This window comes from Stenotrophomonas sp. 21LCFQ19, from assembly GCF_056861425.1.
The window spans coordinates 367972-383501 of record NZ_JBSPUF010000002.1; the positions used below are offsets into that span (position 1 = coordinate 367972).

Here is a 15530-nt window from a genome sequence, read left to right on the forward strand (position 1 = left end):
GCCTACCGGCGGCCAGGTGCGTGTGCCCGGGTTCGGCGGCGCCATTACCACCACCACTATTACCGTCACCATTAGCCCGGTGCGGCCCGTCGTCTTCGCGTAATTTCCGAAAACCACGGCCCCGCACCCGGATCAGGATGCGGGGGAACCCCATCAAGATGCGTGTCGGGGCCTCCAGCCGAGGTTCTTCCGATGTCGTCAGTTGCTGCTTCTCCCGCCGATTCCGCCGCGAACGCTGCCGTTCGCACTGTCGTGCACAAATTCGGCGGCACTTCGGTCGCCGATGCCGAACGTTACCGTCATGTGGCGCAGCTGTTGCTGGCCCGCGACGAGACCGTGCAGGTGACCGTGGTGTCGGCGATGAAGGGCGTGACCGACGCGCTGATCGGTCTGGCCAAGGCGGCGGCTGCAGCCGATCCGGCTTGGGACGACCGTTGGCACGAGTTGCGGGCGCGCCATCGTGGTGCCGCCGTGGCGCTGCTGGGAGAGCACTCCGGGCTGACCATCGAGTGGCTGGATGCGCGTTTCGAGCGTCTGCGCGAGATTCTGGCGGCGTTGGCCGTGATTGGTGAGTTGCCGCAGGAAGTGCTGGACCGCGTGCAGGGCCTGGGCGAAGTGTTCTCGGCCCACCTGTTGGGTCATCACCTGCAGGCCTTGGGCGAAGACGCCGACATCCTGGATGCGCGCGACGTCCTGGTGGTCAACCATGGCGAGCTTGGCGTTGATGTCGATTGGAAGTCCAGCGCTGCCAAGCTGGCGTTGTGGCGCGAATCGCATCCGGCGCAGCGGCTGGTGGTTACCGGTTTTGTCGCCCGCGACCGCAAGGGCAACATCACCACCTTGGGGCGCAATGGCAGTGATTTCTCCGGCGCCATCTTTGCCGCCTTGTTTGCCGCCGACGAACTGCATATCTGGACCGACGTCGATGGCGTGCTCTCGGCTGACCCGCGGGTGGTTCCGGAAGCAGTGCAACTGGACGCACTGAGCTATGACGAAGCCTGCGAACTGGCTTACTTCGGTGCCAAGGTGGTGCATCCGCAGACCATGTCGCCGGCCATCGAGCGCGGTCTGCCGATCATCATCCGCAACACCTTCCATCCGGATCATCCGGGTACCCGCATCACCGCCGACAGCTCCAGCAGTGGTCCGATCAAGGGCCTGACCCTGAGTGCGGACCTTGCGGTATTGAATGTCGAAGGTACCGGCCTGATCGGTGTGCCCGGTACCGCCGAACGCGTGTTCTCGGCGCTGCGCAACGCGCATGTGTCGGTGGTGATGATCTCGCAGGGTTCCTCGGAACATTCGATCTGCTGCGTGGTGAAACAGGCCGAGGCAGAGTTCGCCCGTGACGCACTGACCCAGGCGTTCTCGCACGAGTTGGCAGCGGGCCAGGTGCAGCGCGTGCAGCTCACCAGCGGGGTGAGCGTGCTTGCAGCGGTGGGTGATGGCATGGCCGGCCAGCCGGGCGTTGCCGCACGTCTGTTCGAATCGCTGGGTCGCGCACAGGTCAATATCCTGGCCATCGCGCAGGGCTCGTCCGAACGCAATATCTCGGTCGCGATCGAAGCCTGCGATGCGACCAAGGCGCTGCGCGCCGCGCACGCCGGCTTCTGGTTGTCGCCACAGACCTTCTCGGTCGGCGTGATCGGGCCGGGCAATGTCGGTGCAGCCTTGCTTGAGCAGTTGTATGCGTCCGAAGCGGCGCTGCTGGCCAGGGCCAAGCTGGATCTGCGCCTGCGTGCGGTCGCATCGCGCAACCGCATGGTGCTCGATCAGCGTGGCATGCACGGCAACTGGAAGGCCGCATTCGACTCGGCAGCGCTGCCGAATGATCTTGATCTGTTCACCGAGCACCTGTTGTCGGCGCGTCTGCCGCATACGCTGATCATCGATTGCAGTGGCAGTGCCGAAGTCGCCGATCGCTATGCCGGCTGGTTGGCCGCCGGCATCCATGTGGTCACCCCGAACAAGCAGGCAGGCTCCGGTCCCCTGGCACGCTACCAGGCGATCCGCGAGGCGGCGGCGTCTACCGGCGCACGCTTCCGCTATGAAGCCACGGTGGGCGCGGGTCTGCCGGTGATCACCACGCTGCGGGATCTGGTCGATACTGGTGATGACGTGACGGCGATCGCCGGCATTTTCTCCGGCACGCTGGCCTGGTTGTTTAACAAATACGATGGCAGCGTGCCGTTCTCCGAGCTGGTCACGCAGGCGCGTGGCATGGGCTACACCGAGCCTGACCCGCGTGATGACCTGTCCGGCGTGGATGTGGCCCGCAAGCTGGTGATCCTCGCCCGCGAAGCCGGGTATGAGTTGAGCCTGGAGGACGTGGCAGTGGAAAGCCTGGTGCCCGCTGCATTGCAGGGCGCGAGCGTCGACGATTTCATGGCGCGCCTGCACGAAGTGGACGCGGGCTTTGCGCAACGCCTCGCCGATGCGCGTGCGCGTGGCAATGTGCTGCGCTATGTCGCCCAGTTCAAACCGGGGCAGCAGCCCAGCGTTGGCCTTGTGGAGCTGCCCGGTGAGCATGCCTTCGCAAACCTGCGCCTGACCGACAACGTGGTGCAGTTCACCACCCGTCGTTACTGCGACAACCCCTTGGTGGTGCAGGGCCCGGGTGCTGGCCCGGAAGTGACGGCGGCCGGCGTGTTTGCCGATGTGCTGCGAGTGGCGGCGGGCGAGGGAGCGCGATTGTGAGCGGCGTGTTGAACAGTTCCGAGGCACGCCAGGCGCGGGCATTCTCGCCAGCGTCGGTGGCCAATGTGGCGGTCGGCTTTGATCTGCTGGGCTATGCGGTGCCTGACGTTGGCGACACGGTAACGGTACGTCGCATCGATGCGCCGGAAGTACGCATCGTCGCGATTCGCGGTTCGGCGGTGGAGTTGCCACTGGATGCGCCCAGCAATACCGCAGGTGCGGCGCTGATTGCCTTGCGTGAGGCGCTGGCGCTGCCGTTCGGTTTCGAACTGGAGATCGACAAGGGCATACCGCTGAGTTCGGGTATGGGCGGCTCGGCTGCGTCCTGTGTGGCGGCCTTGATCGCTGCCAATGCCTTGCTCGATGTGCCGCTGAGCCGTGAGCAGCTTTACCGGTACTCATTGGAAGGCGAAGCGGTCGCCAGTGGCAGCCGCCACGGCGACAACCTTGGCCCGATGTTCCTCGGTGGTTTGGTGCTCTCTACCTTGGAGCGATTGGTGCCGGTGCCGGTGCCTGCGCATTGGCATAGCCTGCTGGTGCATCCGGATGCGTTGCTGGAAACGCGGCGCGCACGGGAGGCATTGCAGGGCAGCTATGCATTGAAGGAGTTTGTCGCCCAGAGCAGCAATCTGGCCCTGGTACTGGCCGGTTGCCATGCCGGCGATGCGGGCCTGGTGCGGGCGGGCTTGGCCGACGTTCTGGTCGAGCCGCGGCGTGCGCCCCTGATTGTCGGCTTCGACGCGGCCAAGGCCGCCGCACTGGCTGCAGGCGCGATGGGCGCAAGCATCTCCGGTGCCGGCCCCAGTGTCTTTGCCTGGTTTGAAGACCGTGACGCTGCATTGGCTGCCGCGCCCAAGGTGCGGGCAGCCTTCGCTGCGGCAGGCTTCGACAGCCAAAGCTGGGTAAGCCCGATCAACAGCCCCGGCGCCAGACTGCTCTGAGCGTTCAAGCCCCTCTCCGCCGGGAGAGGGGTGGGGTGAGGGGGACGCTTGCGCGGCCCTTGAGTCCAGCGCACCACACCAACCATTTTCCGGATCTCCGAATGAATTTCATCTCCACCCGTAATGCATCGCCCGCTGCCACGTTGAGCGAGGCCATTGCTGCCGGCTTGGCACCCGATGGCGGCTTGTATGTACCCGAGCAGATGCCAGCAGCACGCAATCTTCAGCCTGGAGATACCCTCGCCGCGACCGCTACCGGATTGCTGCAGCCCTTCTTTGCGGATGACGCCCTGGCATCCGAATTACCGAAGATCTGCAGCGAAGCCTTCGACTTCCCGGCGCCACTGCAGGCCTTGGCGACCCGCAACGATCATGTGCTGGAGCTGTTCCACGGTCCTACTGCGGCGTTCAAGGATTTCGGTGCACGCTTCCTCGCTGCGAGCCTGTCGCGCTTGCGTGCAGGGCAGGAGCGTCCGCTGACCATCGTGGTCGCAACGTCTGGTGACACCGGCGCTGCTGTCGCTGCAGCTTTCCACAATCAGCCCAATCTTCAAGTCGTGGTGCTGTACCCGGATGGGCGCGTATCGCCGCGTCAGGCGCATCAGCTTGGCTGCCTGGGCGGCAATATCCGCGCGCTGCGCGTGGCCGGGTCGTTCGACGATTGCCAGGCCATGGCCAAGCAGGCGCTGGGCGATACCGATCTGCAGGCGCGGGTGCCATTGAGCTCGGCCAACAGCATCAGCCTCGGCCGCCTGTTGCCGCAGATGAGCTACTACGCACACGCGGCGCTGAACCATCAGGCCGCGCACGGCTCACTGCTGAATTTCGTCATTCCCACCGGGAACCTTGGCAATGCGATGGCGGCAGTGATGGCGCGCGCGCTGGGCGTGCCGTTGGGGCGTATCGTGCTGGCGACCAATGCCAACCGTGTATTACCTGACTACTTCAATGGTGGTGACTACGCGCCGAAGGCCAGTGTCGCCACGCTTGCCAATGCGATGGACGTGGGTGCCCCGAGCAATTTCGAACGACTGCGCTGGCTGTACAAGGGCGATGATGCAGCACTGCGCGCTGCCTTCACCTCGCAGGCGGTGGACGATGCCACCATCCGCGAGACCATCGCTCGCCGCTATGGTGCCTATGGCGAAGTGTTCTGTCCGCATACCGCCACGGCGGTGCAGGTCCTGGAGCAGCTGCGTGCCAATGGCAGTGCAGCGTCGGATCAACATTGGGCAGTGGCAGCGACCGCGCACCCGGCCAAATTCGAGTCGGTGGTCGAGCCGCTGATCGGTCGTGAAGTCGAAGTGCCGCCTGCGCTGGCCGAGCTGTTGAAGCGTCCCGCCCACGCCGAACCCTGCGCACCGGATTACCCGGCCCTGCGCGAAAAGCTGTTGTAGGAGGTAGTGCCGAGCCATGCTCGGCAGGAGGCTTCACCGGTAATGCTTCAGCCGAGCATGGCTCGGCTCTACAGGTGAGGCGTCAGAACTCGTCGTTGGCCAGCTGTTGCAGTTCGGCGAAATCCAGGATCTCCACCACGTTCAGGTGGGGCAGGGCGATCAGACCCTGCTGGCGCAGCTTGGTGAAGGTACGGCTCACGGTTTCCATGGTCAGGCCAAGATGGTCGGCGATATCGCCACGGCCCATCGGCAAGGAGACCCGGTTGCTGCTGCGGCCGTTCAAGGTTGCCTCACGGGCAGCCAGGCGCAGCAGGAAGTCAGCCAGTCGCTCCGGCGGCTGCAGGCGGGCCAATGCAAGTGCATTGTCCTGAGCTGCGTCAAGCTCTTGGCAGGCGCGTTGCAGCAGCTTGCGTTCCAGGTGCGGGTAACGCTGGCGCAGGTCACGCATCTGCGTGGTCGGCACCCGGCAGACCCGGCTGTCGGCAATCGCCTCGATATCGTAGCGATGGTGGTCGCTGCCGCTCAGGCCCAGATAATCGCCCGGCAGTACGAAGCCGTTCACCTGGCGGCGGCCGTCGGCCAGGGTGCGCACCAGGCGCAGCGCGCCCTCGGTTACTGTATAGACATAAGCGCGCGGCTCACCGGCACGTGCCAGCGTAGTGCCCATGGCGACTGGCGTGGAGACGGTAATCTGCTCCAGCGCATGTACCTCATCACAGGACAGGGCCGAGCACACCGACAGGTGGCGGACCGAGCACTGCAGGCACTCGCGCCCGCCATTGCCTTCGGGGGCAACAGACGAAACGGGGTATTGCTCGGTGCCTTGGGCTGGCCGGGACATGTCTACAGCAGGGGGGGAGGGTGCCCCAAATTGTACTTCATGCGGCCAGACGGGCGGTGTGCGGCTAGAATTGGCGACCGTTCCCCCTATTGAGTTGCAGGAGTTTTGCCCGTGATCAAGCCCCGTACCCCGCCCGGCATCATGGAATTGTTGCCGCGCGAGCAGATCGCGTTCCAGCGCATGCTGGACGTCATCCGCCGCAACTACGAGCGCTTCGGGTTCCTGCCGGTGGAAACCCCGGTGTTCGAGCTGTCCGATGTGCTGCTGACCAAGTCCGGCGGCGAGACCGAGCGCCAGGTGTACTTCGTGCAGTCCACCGGTGCGCTGGCCAATGCTGCCGAGTCGGCCGACAAGGGTGGCCTGCCGGAGATGGCGCTGCGCTTCGACCTGACCGTGCCGCTGGCCCGTTACGTCGCCGAGCACGAACACGACCTGAGTTTCCCGTTCCGTCGCTACCAGATGCAGCGCGTCTACCGTGGCGAACGTGCCCAGCGTGGCCGCTTCCGCGAGTTCTACCAGTGCGACGTCGATGTGATCGGCAAGGACACGTTGAGCATCCGTTACGACGCAGAGGTGCTGGCAGTCATCTACGCAGTGTTCTCGGAGCTGCGCATCGGCAACTTTGCCGTTCAGCTGAACAACCGCAAGCTGATGCGTGGTTTCTTCGAAGCGCAGGGCGTTGTGGATGCAGGGCAGCAGGCGCTGGTGCTGCGCGAGGTCGACAAGCTCGACAAGCGCGGCCCGGACTATGTGCGTGAAACCCTGGTTGGTCCCGACTTTGGTCTGCCGGCTGACGCCGTCGATCGCATCCTGTCGTTCGTCGAGGTCCGTTCGAGCTCGCACGCGGACGCGTTGGCGCAGATCGACGCGGTATTGGCTGCTGCAGGCGACTCGGCCAGCGAATCGCTGCGTACCGGTGCGTCCGAGCTGCGCGAAGTGCTGGAGCTGGTGAAGGCACTGGGTGTGCCGGAAACCGCGTACTGCCTGAATTTCTCCATCGCCCGCGGGCTGGATTACTACACCGGCACGGTGTACGAGACCAGCTTGGTTGATCACCCGCAGATCGGCTCGATCTGCTCGGGCGGCCGTTATGACGACCTGGCCAGCCACTACACCAAGTCCAAGTTGCCGGGCGTTGGTATCTCGATTGGCTTGACCCGTTTGTTCTGGCAGCTGCGCGAGGCCAATCTTATCGATGGAATCGCCGAAAGCAGCGTGCATGCGATGGTCGCGTTGATGGACGAGGCGGCGATGCCGCAGTCGTTGGATATCGCCCGTCGCTTGCGGGCCGGCGGTATCAATACCGAAGTGCAGATGGAGCCGAAGAAGATCGGCAAGCAGTTCCAGTACGCGGCCAAGGCCGGTATCCGCTTCGTGGTGCTGGCCGGTGAGGACGAGCTGGCGCGCGGCGTGGTGGCGGTGAAGGATCTGCTCCGTGAGCAGCAGTTCGAGGTGGCCCGGGATGAATTGGCTTCTACCCTCCAGGTGGAGCTGGAACAGACCCGCGCGATGGCGCGCTGATGAAAAGCCCCGCACAGCGGGGCTTTTTTTTGGTCTGTAGAGCCGAGCCATGCTCGGCAGGGGGCGTTACCGGGAAAGCCTCTGCCGAGCATGGCTCGGCACTACCGCTTCTGCCCCCTCCCTTTCGCGCAGCGAAGGGGAGGGCTGGGGAGGGGTTGGCTTTTCGCAGATATCAGTGCGCGCTCTGCCTGTAGAGCCGAACCATGTTCGGCTGGGGCGTTACCGGGAAAGCTCCTTGCCGAGCATGGCTCGGCACTACCGTTTCTGCACCCTCCCTTTCGCGCAGCGAAGAGGAGGGCTGGGGAGGGTGGCCTTTCGCAGATATCAGTGCGCGCTTCGCCTGTAGAGCCGAACCATGTTCGGCTGGGGCGTTACCGGGAAAGCCCCTTGCCGAGCATGGCTCGGCACTACAGTTGGTGAATCAGGCGGTTTGACTCAAGGCCGATTTCGCACTAATGTATTAGCACGCTATTACATTGATACATGATGAAAACACGCCCCGACATCGAACGTGAGAAGCCATCCGACGCCCCGTTGAAGGCGTTGGCGCGTACGTTGGCTGCGCTGGACAAACCGCAGGAGGTGCAGGCCTTCCTGCGCGATCTGTGCACGCCGGCTGAGCTGGAAGCCATGGCTGACCGCTGGCGGGTGGTTCCCTTGCTACGCAAGGGTGTGCCTTATCGCGAGATCTATGACTTGACCGGGGTGAGCGTCACCACTATCGGTCGGGTCGCGCGTTCGCTCGAGCACGGTGCCGGGGGCTATGCCACCGCCATCGACCGTCTCGCCGCGCGCAAAACCGAATCCAACTGAGATAACCCCATGAGTGCTTCAACCTCCGCCCCGGCACGCGACCGGCTGCGCATCGCCATCCAGAAAAGCGGCCGTCTGGCCGATCCCGCGCGCAGCCTGTTGGCTGCGTGTGGGCTGAGCTGGCGGCAGAGCCGCGACAAGCTGTTCTGCTTCGGCGAATCGCTGCCGGTGGACCTGCTGCTGGTGCGTGATGACGATATTCCGGGTTTGATCGCCGACGGCGTCTGCGACCTCGGCGTGGTCGGCTTGAACGAGCTGGATGAACAGGCCAAGGCCCGTCGCCAGATCGGCCTGCCGGATGCCTACCAGCCGTTGCGCGGCCTTGGTTTCGGTTCTTGTCGTTTGATGATCGCGGTGCCGGAAGACTGGGATTGGCAGGGTGTGCAGATGCTGCAGGGCAAGCGCATCGCCACCAGCTATCCGGCCATCCTTGCCGCATGGCTGAAAGACAAGGGGGTCGATGCGCAGGTCGTCGAGTTGTCCGGTTCGGTGGAAATCGCACCAAAGCTCGGCACCGCTGAACTGATCTGCGACCTGGTTTCCAGTGGTGCCACCTTGGCAGCCAACCAGCTCAAGCCGGTGGAGGTGCTGCTGGAAAGTGAAGCGGTACTGGCTGGCCCGGTGCACGAACTGGATGACGCCCGTGCGGGCCTGATGGCAATGCTGCTGCGCCGTCTCGACGGTTTGAGCAAGGTGCAGGACCAGAAGCTGCTCATGTTCAGCGCGAGCGAAGACCGCGTTGAGGAACTGGCTCGCCTGTTGCCCGACGCCGAGCCGCTGCTGCGTCTGCCAGGGCAGGGCGATGCCGTGCGCCTGCAGACCATGTGCAGTGGCGCGCTCAGCTGGCAGCGTCTGGAAGAGCTCGAGCGTGCCGGGGCGCAGGGCCTGATGGTGTTGGCGGTGGAGAAGTCGCTGGTATGAACATCCTCGATTGGAACGCGCTCGACGCCAATGCACAGGCGCGCGCTCTGACCCGTCCGGTACAGACTGTTGCTGCGCAGACCCGCGATTCGGTCGCCGGTTTGATCGCGCAGGTGCGCAGCGTCGGTGATGTGGCGTTGCGCGAAATAACTGAGCGCTTCGATGGCGTTGCGTTGGAAATTTTTGAAGTCAGCGAAGCCGAGTTTGCTGCCGCCGAATTGGCGGTTTCCGCCGAGTTGCGCATCGCCATGCAACAGGCTGCCGATCGTATTGATACCTTTCACCGTGCCGGGATGGCGCAGCCGTACAGCGTGGAAACCGCACCCGGTGTGGTCTGTGAAAAAGTCATCCGCCCGATTGCGCGGGTTGGCCTGTACGTCCCCGCAGGCAGCGCTCCCCTGCCATCGACCGCGCTGATGCTCGGTGTGCCGGCCAAGCTGGCCGGTTGCCGCGAAGTGGTGTTGTGCACGCCGCCGCGCAAGGACGGCACGGCCGATCCTGCAGTGCTGGTGGCCGCGCGCCTGACTGGCGTGCATCGCGTGTTCAAGATCGGCGGCGCGCAGGCCATTGCGGCCATGGCGTACGGCACCGAATCGGTGCCGTCCTGCGACAAGCTGTTTGGCCCCGGCAACAGTTTCGTCACCGAAGCCAAGCAGCAGGTGGCCCAGGCAGGCGCTGCCGCCATCGACATGCCGGCTGGTCCTTCGGAAGTGCTGGTGATCGCCGATGCGGGCGCAAACCCCACGTTCGTCGCCGCCGATCTGCTGTCGCAGGCCGAGCACGGCCCGGATTCGCAGGTGCTGCTGCTCAGCGACGATGCGGCGATGATTGCCGCCGTGCAGGATCAGGTCGAAGCACAGGTCGCACAGCTCAGCCGCGAGGCGATTGCGCGCCAAGCGCTGGGTGCGTCGCTGCTGATCAAGGTGGATTCGATTGCGCAGGCATTCGAGATCTCCAACCGCTATGCGCCCGAGCACCTGATTCTCGCCCTGCGCCAGCCGCGTCAGTGGTTGGACAATGTGGAAGCTGCCGGCTCGGTGTTCCTCGGCGATTACACGCCCGAGGCGCTGGGTGACTATTGCTCTGGCACCAATCACGTGCTGCCAACCGCCGGCGCGGCCCGCGCCTACAGCGGCGTCAGTGTCGCCAGCTTCCAGAACCAGATCAGCGTGCAGGCTGCGAGCCGCGAAGGTATCGCCGGCATCGGTCCCTGTGCCTTGACCCTGGCCCGCGCCGAAGGCCTGGGCGCACACGCCAATGCGGTTGCGTTGCGGCTGGGAGTGGCGCCGTGAGCGTGCTCGACCTGGTACGCGAAGACCTGCGTGACTTCGGCGGCTATTCCTCGGCGCGTAGCGCCAAGCTGCAGGGCGATATCTGGCTCAATGCAAATGAATCGGCATGGGCGAATCCTGGCGATGCCGCTGCCAGTTGCCGTCGTTACCCCGATCCGCAGCCGCAGCTCCTGCGCGAGCGTCTGGCAGATATGTATGGCTGCCAGCCCGAGCAGCTGCTGATCGGCCGCGGCAGCGACGAAGCCATTGACCTGCTGGTGCGCGCCTTGTGTGTGCCGGGCCGTGATGCGGTGTTGTACACGCCGCCGGTGTTCGGCATGTACGCGGTCAGTGCACGGCTGCAGAATGCGCCCGCGCTGGAAGTGCCGCTATTGGATACGGACGCGGGGCTGGTGCTTGATATCGACGCCATCATTGCTACTGCCAAGCAGTGCAATGCCAAGCTGGTGTTCCTGTGTTCGCCGTCCAATCCCGGTGGCCTGAGCATTCCACTGCAGCAGGTGCGGGCCGTAGCCGAAGCCCTACGTGGGCAGGCGCTGGTAGTGGTTGACGAGGCCTATGGCGAGTTTGCCGATGAGCCTTCCGCCACCACCTTGATGGATCGCTTCGACAACATTGCGGTGCTGCGCACCTTGTCCAAGGCGCATGCACTGGCTGCTGCGCGGATTGGCAGTGTGATTGCTGATGCAGCCCTGATTGCGGTGCTGCGGTGCTGCCAGGCGCCGTATCCAATTCCCACGCCGTGCTCTGTCCTCGCGCTTGCCGGTCTGGATGACACAGCGCTGTCCCAGACCCGCGCCCGCATCGCCACCGTGCGCAGCGAGCGTAGCCGGCTGTGCATCGCCTTGTCGGCGCAGCGTGGCGTACGTCATGTCTATGCCTCGGATGCCAACTTCCTGCTGGTGCGCTTCAGCGACGCTGAAGCAGCATTTCAGGCCCTGCTGCAGGCCGGCGTGGTGGTGCGTGACCAGCGCGCCGCGCCGCAGCTGCAGGACGCCCTGCGCATCACCCTGGGCACGCCCGAACAGAACGACCGCGTCCTCGACGCACTTGCCACGCTGGAGCTCACCGCATGACCCCCATTCTGTTTGTCGATCGCGATGGCACCTTGATCGAGGAGCCGGCCGACTTCCAGATCGACGCCTACGAAAAGATCCGCTTCGTCAGGAACGTGATCCCGGCGATGCTGAAACTGCGCGATGCCGGCTATCAGTTCGTCATCGTCTCCAACCAGGACGGCCTCGGTTCCGAAGGCTATCCGCAGGCCAGCTTCGACGGCCCGAATGACTTGATGTTGCAGATCTTCGCCAGCCAGGGCATCACGTTCCGCGATGTGCTGATCGACCCGAGTTGGCCGCAGGACAACAGCCCAAACCGCAAGCCGGGCATCGGCATGATGGTCTCGTACCTGCAGGACCGCAGCATCGATTGGGCGCGCTCGGGCATGGTGGGTGATCGTCCCACCGATATCCAGTTTGCCGACAACATGAAGATACGGGGCTTCCAGCTGCGCACCGGGCAGTTCGGCGGCGAATGGGACTGGGATGCCATTGCCCACGAACTGGCCGACGCGCCACGCCGCGCTACCGTGCAGCGCGATACCAAGGAAACCCAGATCCGCGTGTTCGTCGACCTGGACAAGGTGGCCAGCTCGAAGATCAACACCGGCCTGCCGTTCTTCGACCACATGCTCGACCAGATCGGCCGTCATGGCGGCTTCGCGCTGGAAGTGGAAGCCAAGGGTGACCTGCATATCGACGAACACCACACCATCGAGGACACCGGTCTCGCGCTGGGCCAGGCCTTGCGCGAAGCGCTGGGTGACAAGCGTGGCATCGGTCGCTATGGCTTCACCTTGCCAATGGACGAAACCCTGGCCAGCGCTGCGTTGGATTTCAGTGGCCGCCCGTATTTCGTGTTCGATGGCGAGTTCAAGCGTGAGCGCGTTGGCGACATGCCGACCGAACTGGTGCCGCATTTCTTCCGCTCGCTATGCGATGCCAGCGGCTTGAACCTCAATCTCAAGGTGGAAGGCGAGAACGATCACCACAAGGTTGAAGCCTGCTTCAAGGCCTTGGCTCGCGCCTTGCGCCAGGCCATCCGCAAGGAAGGCACCGACCTGCCTTCCACCAAGGGCGCGTTGTGAGCAGGGTTGGTCTGGTTGATGCCGGCGGCGCGAATCTGGGATCGGTGCGCTACGCATTGGAGCGGCTGCAGGTTGACGTGCAGATGGTACGTGCGCCAACGGATCTGGCCGGCCTCGAGCGGGTGATACTGCCCGGTGTTGGTGCTGCGGCCGAAGGCATGAAGCGCCTGCATGCGCAAGGATTGGTGCAACCGCTGCGCGAGCTGCAGGTGCCGTTGATGGGTATCTGCCTGGGCATGCAGTTGTTGTTCGAGCGTTCGGAAGAGGGTGATGTGGAGTGCCTTGGCTTGCTGCCGGGTATCGTCCGCCGCCTGCATCCCGGTGTCGGCGTGCGTGTGCCGCACATGGGCTGGAACAAGTTGCTCGCCCTGCGCGAGTCGCCCTTGCTCGATGGCGTGCCGCTGGGCTCGAGCGCTTACTTCGTACACAGCTACGCCGCTCCTGTCACTTCTGACACCGTCGCTGCCTGTCATCACGGCGGCCTGTTTACCGCGGTGGTACAGCGCGAACGCCTATGCGGGGCGCAGTTCCATCCCGAACGTTCGGCCGGGCCGGGCGCACGCATCCTGCAGAATTTTCTCGAGATTGCCGCATGAGTTTCATTGTTTACCCCGCGCTGGATATCCGTGACGGCCGCGTCGTGCGTCTATTGCAGGGCGATTACGCCAAGCAGACCACTTACGGTGACGACGCCTTGCCGCGCGCGCAGGCCTTCGCTGCGACCGGCGCGAGTTGGATGCACCTGGTCGATCTGGATGCGGCCAAGGCCGGCGGCTATACCTTGGCTCCCTTGTTGCAGCAGATCACAGCGACCACCAAACTGAAGGTGCAGACCGGCGGCGGCGTGCGTGGCCGCGATGACGTCGCCCGCATGCTTGATGCCGGCGCCAGCCGTGTGGTGATTGGCTCGCTGGCGGTACGTCAGCCCGAGCAGGTGCTGGCTTGGCTGGCCGAGTTCGGCGCCGAGCAGCTGACCATCGCGCTGGACACGCGTCAGGGTGAAGACGGCATTTGGCGCTTGCCGGTGCACGGTTGGACCGAAACCGCAGACGTGACCCTGGATGAGCTGGCCCAGCGTTACGCGCAGGCCGGCATGAAGCACCTGCTGTGCACCGACATTTCCCGCGACGGCATGCTGTCCGGTCCGAATATCGAGCTCTACGCGCATCTGGCGCAATTGCTGCCCGGCGTCGCCGTGCAGGCCTCGGGCGGTGTTCGTGACGCCGACGACATCCGCGCGGCCAAGGCTGCAGGTTGCGGCGGTGCCGTGCTCGGCAAAGCCTTGCTGGAAGGCCGCCTGCAGCTGGATGAGGCTTTGTCATGTTGAGCCGGCGCATCATTCCCTGTTTGGACGTGCGCGAAGGCCGCGTGGTCAAGGGCGTCAAGTTCCGCGACCACATCGACATGGGCGACATCACCGAGCTGGCGTTGCGTTACCGCGACCAGGGCGCTGATGAGCTGGTGTTCTACGACATCTCCGCCAGTCCGGAAGGCCGCTCCGTTGACCGCGCATGGATCGAACGGGTGGCGCGCTTGATCGACATCCCGTTCTGCGTGGCCGGCGGCATCCGCGATGTGGAAACCGCGCGCGCCGTACTCAATTCCGGTGCCGACAAGATTTCCATCAATACCCCGGCGCTGGAGCGCCCGCAGTTGATCGCGGAGTTGGCTGAAGCCTTTGGTGAGCAGTGCGTGGTGGTCGGCATTGACTCCATCCGCGAAGCCGACGGCCAATGGCGGGTGCGCTCTTACACTGGCGATCCGAGCAAGACCCGCGCCGAGGCAAGGCTGACCCTGGACTGGGTGCGTGAAGTCCAGTCCCTCGGCGCAGGTGAAATCGTGCTGAACTGCATGGACAGCGACGGTGTGCGCAAGGGGTACGATATTGCACAGTTGCGCCAGGCCCGGGCGCTGTGCACGGTTCCGTTGATCGCCTCTGGCGGCGCGGGCACGCCGCAGCATTTCGCTGATGTATTCGAACAGGCTGACGTTGACGGGGCTTTGGCCGCCAGTGTGTTCCACTCCGGCGCCATCGCAATTCCGGAACTAAAGCAGTTCCTGCGCGAACAACAAATTGAGGTTAGGGATGTCTACTGAATTCCAACCGGTTGATCCGGCCGCATTGGACTGGGACAAGGTCAACGGCATGATCCCGGTCATCATCCAGGACGAGGCCACGCTACGTGTGCTGATGCTTGGCTATATGGACCGCGACGCGCTGGAGACCACCCGCAGCAGCGGCAGGGTCACCTTCTTCAGCCGCAGCAAGAAGCGGCTATGGACCAAGGGCGAGACCTCAGGCAACCATCTCGACCTGGTCGACATCCGCAGTGATTGCGACAACGACACCTTGCTGATCACCGTGCGCCCGCATGGCCCGACCTGCCACACGGGCGAGACCAGCTGCTTCAGTGCTGCACCGGGCAACTTCCTCGGCGCATTGAATGCGCTGATCAAGCAGCGCGAGCACGACCGTCCGCTCAACAGCTACACCACCAAGCTGTTCGAGAAGGGCGCACGGCACATCGCGCAGAAAGTGGGCGAAGAGGGCGTGGAAACCGCACTTGCCGGTGTCGTGCAGCGCGATGACGAATTGCTGGGCGAATCAGCCGACCTGCTGTTCCACCTGATCGTATTGCTGCGCGCACGCGGCCTGTCGCTGGATGATGCGATCGGCGTTCTCGAAGACCGCCACGCCAAGGCGGCGGAAAAGGCAGCCAGCTGAGCAACTGTAGTGCCGAGCCATGCTCGGCAGAGCCTTTGCCTGCAAGGCCCGGCTCTAAAGGGTTTGCAAGTAGGAGCGGCGTCAGCCGCGAAGCTGGCAATGCTTCGTGGCCCAGGATCTTTGCGATCGGAAGATGTATTGGCTTCGCGGCTTACGCCGCTCCTACAAAGACCGTGCCGCCGCCACCTGCCGCAATGCCTTTGCAGCATCCCGGGGCGATAATGGGCGCCTGCCCA

General features: G+C 64.3%; 14 protein-coding genes. 13 read left to right on the plus strand and 1 reads right to left on the minus strand.

The window, feature by feature from the left end; translation table 11 throughout:
- The first annotated feature begins 192 nt into the window (after positions 1-192).
- From thrA to thrC, 3 genes are all read left to right on the plus strand, one after another.
- Positions 193-2697: a bifunctional aspartate kinase/homoserine dehydrogenase I gene (gene thrA / locus AC13FW_RS03880; RefSeq protein ID WP_296250602.1), complete on the plus strand. Its 2505-nt coding sequence runs from the start codon at positions 193-195 to the stop codon at positions 2695-2697.
- Between the two features lie 5 nt (positions 2698-2702).
- Positions 2703-3638, plus strand: a complete 936-nt coding sequence (locus AC13FW_RS03885; protein ID WP_482988238.1) for a homoserine kinase — start codon at positions 2703-2705, stop codon at positions 3636-3638.
- A 101-nt stretch (positions 3639-3739) separates the two neighbouring features.
- A complete protein-coding gene (thrC, locus tag AC13FW_RS03890) occupies positions 3740-5035 on the plus strand; it encodes a threonine synthase (RefSeq protein WP_482988239.1) in 1296 nt (431 codons plus the stop codon).
- An 82-nt stretch (positions 5036-5117) separates the two neighbouring features.
- On the opposite strand, the gene AC13FW_RS03895 is transcribed toward thrC, so the two are convergent.
- Positions 5118-5876 carry a Crp/Fnr family transcriptional regulator gene (locus AC13FW_RS03895; RefSeq protein ID WP_282268981.1) on the minus strand — a complete coding sequence of 253 codons (759 nt, stop codon included), beginning with the start codon at positions 5874-5876 and terminating at the stop codon, positions 5118-5120.
- Between the two features lie 111 nt (positions 5877-5987).
- On the opposite strand from AC13FW_RS03895, the gene hisS reads away from it, so the two are divergent.
- From hisS to hisIE, 10 genes are all read left to right on the plus strand, one after another.
- Positions 5988-7397, plus strand: a complete 1410-nt coding sequence (hisS, locus tag AC13FW_RS03900; RefSeq protein WP_482988240.1) for a histidine--tRNA ligase — start codon at positions 5988-5990, stop codon at positions 7395-7397.
- 486 nt (positions 7398-7883) lie between these two features.
- Positions 7884-8210 carry a YerC/YecD family TrpR-related protein gene (locus AC13FW_RS03905; protein WP_296248128.1) on the plus strand — a complete coding sequence of 109 codons (327 nt, stop codon included), beginning with the start codon at positions 7884-7886 and terminating at the stop codon, positions 8208-8210.
- Between the two features lie 9 nt (positions 8211-8219).
- Positions 8220-9131: an ATP phosphoribosyltransferase gene (hisG, locus tag AC13FW_RS03910; protein ID WP_482988241.1), complete on the plus strand. Its 912-nt coding sequence runs from the start codon at positions 8220-8222 to the stop codon at positions 9129-9131.
- Entirely contained in the window at positions 9128-10423 is a 1296-nt protein-coding gene (hisD, locus tag AC13FW_RS03915; protein ID WP_482988242.1) for a histidinol dehydrogenase, read from the plus strand. Before hisG ends, hisD begins: the two co-directional genes overlap by 4 nt.
- Positions 10420-11499, plus strand: a complete 1080-nt coding sequence (gene hisC, locus AC13FW_RS03920; RefSeq protein WP_482988243.1) for a histidinol-phosphate transaminase — start codon at positions 10420-10422, stop codon at positions 11497-11499. Before hisD ends, hisC begins: the two co-directional genes overlap by 4 nt.
- Positions 11496-12569, plus strand: a complete 1074-nt coding sequence (hisB, locus tag AC13FW_RS03925) for a bifunctional histidinol-phosphatase/imidazoleglycerol-phosphate dehydratase HisB (protein WP_296248104.1) — start codon at positions 11496-11498, stop codon at positions 12567-12569. The genes hisC and hisB overlap by 4 nt, the downstream gene beginning before the upstream one ends.
- Positions 12566-13165, plus strand: coding sequence for an imidazole glycerol phosphate synthase subunit HisH (hisH, locus tag AC13FW_RS03930; RefSeq protein ID WP_296248101.1), 600 nt, complete (start codon positions 12566-12568; stop codon positions 13163-13165). The genes hisB and hisH overlap by 4 nt, the downstream gene beginning before the upstream one ends.
- Positions 13162-13896 carry a 1-(5-phosphoribosyl)-5-[(5-phosphoribosylamino)methylideneamino]imidazole-4-carboxamide isomerase gene (gene hisA, locus AC13FW_RS03935; RefSeq protein WP_296248099.1) on the plus strand — a complete coding sequence of 245 codons (735 nt, stop codon included), beginning with the start codon at positions 13162-13164 and terminating at the stop codon, positions 13894-13896. The genes hisH and hisA overlap by 4 nt, the downstream gene beginning before the upstream one ends.
- Positions 13890-14666, plus strand: a complete 777-nt coding sequence (gene hisF / locus AC13FW_RS03940) for an imidazole glycerol phosphate synthase subunit HisF (protein ID WP_282272328.1) — start codon at positions 13890-13892, stop codon at positions 14664-14666. The genes hisA and hisF overlap by 7 nt, the downstream gene beginning before the upstream one ends.
- Entirely contained in the window at positions 14656-15294 is a 639-nt protein-coding gene (hisIE, locus tag AC13FW_RS03945; protein WP_482988244.1) for a bifunctional phosphoribosyl-AMP cyclohydrolase/phosphoribosyl-ATP diphosphatase HisIE, read from the plus strand. The genes hisF and hisIE overlap by 11 nt, the downstream gene beginning before the upstream one ends.
- Positions 15295-15530 lie beyond the last annotated feature (236 nt).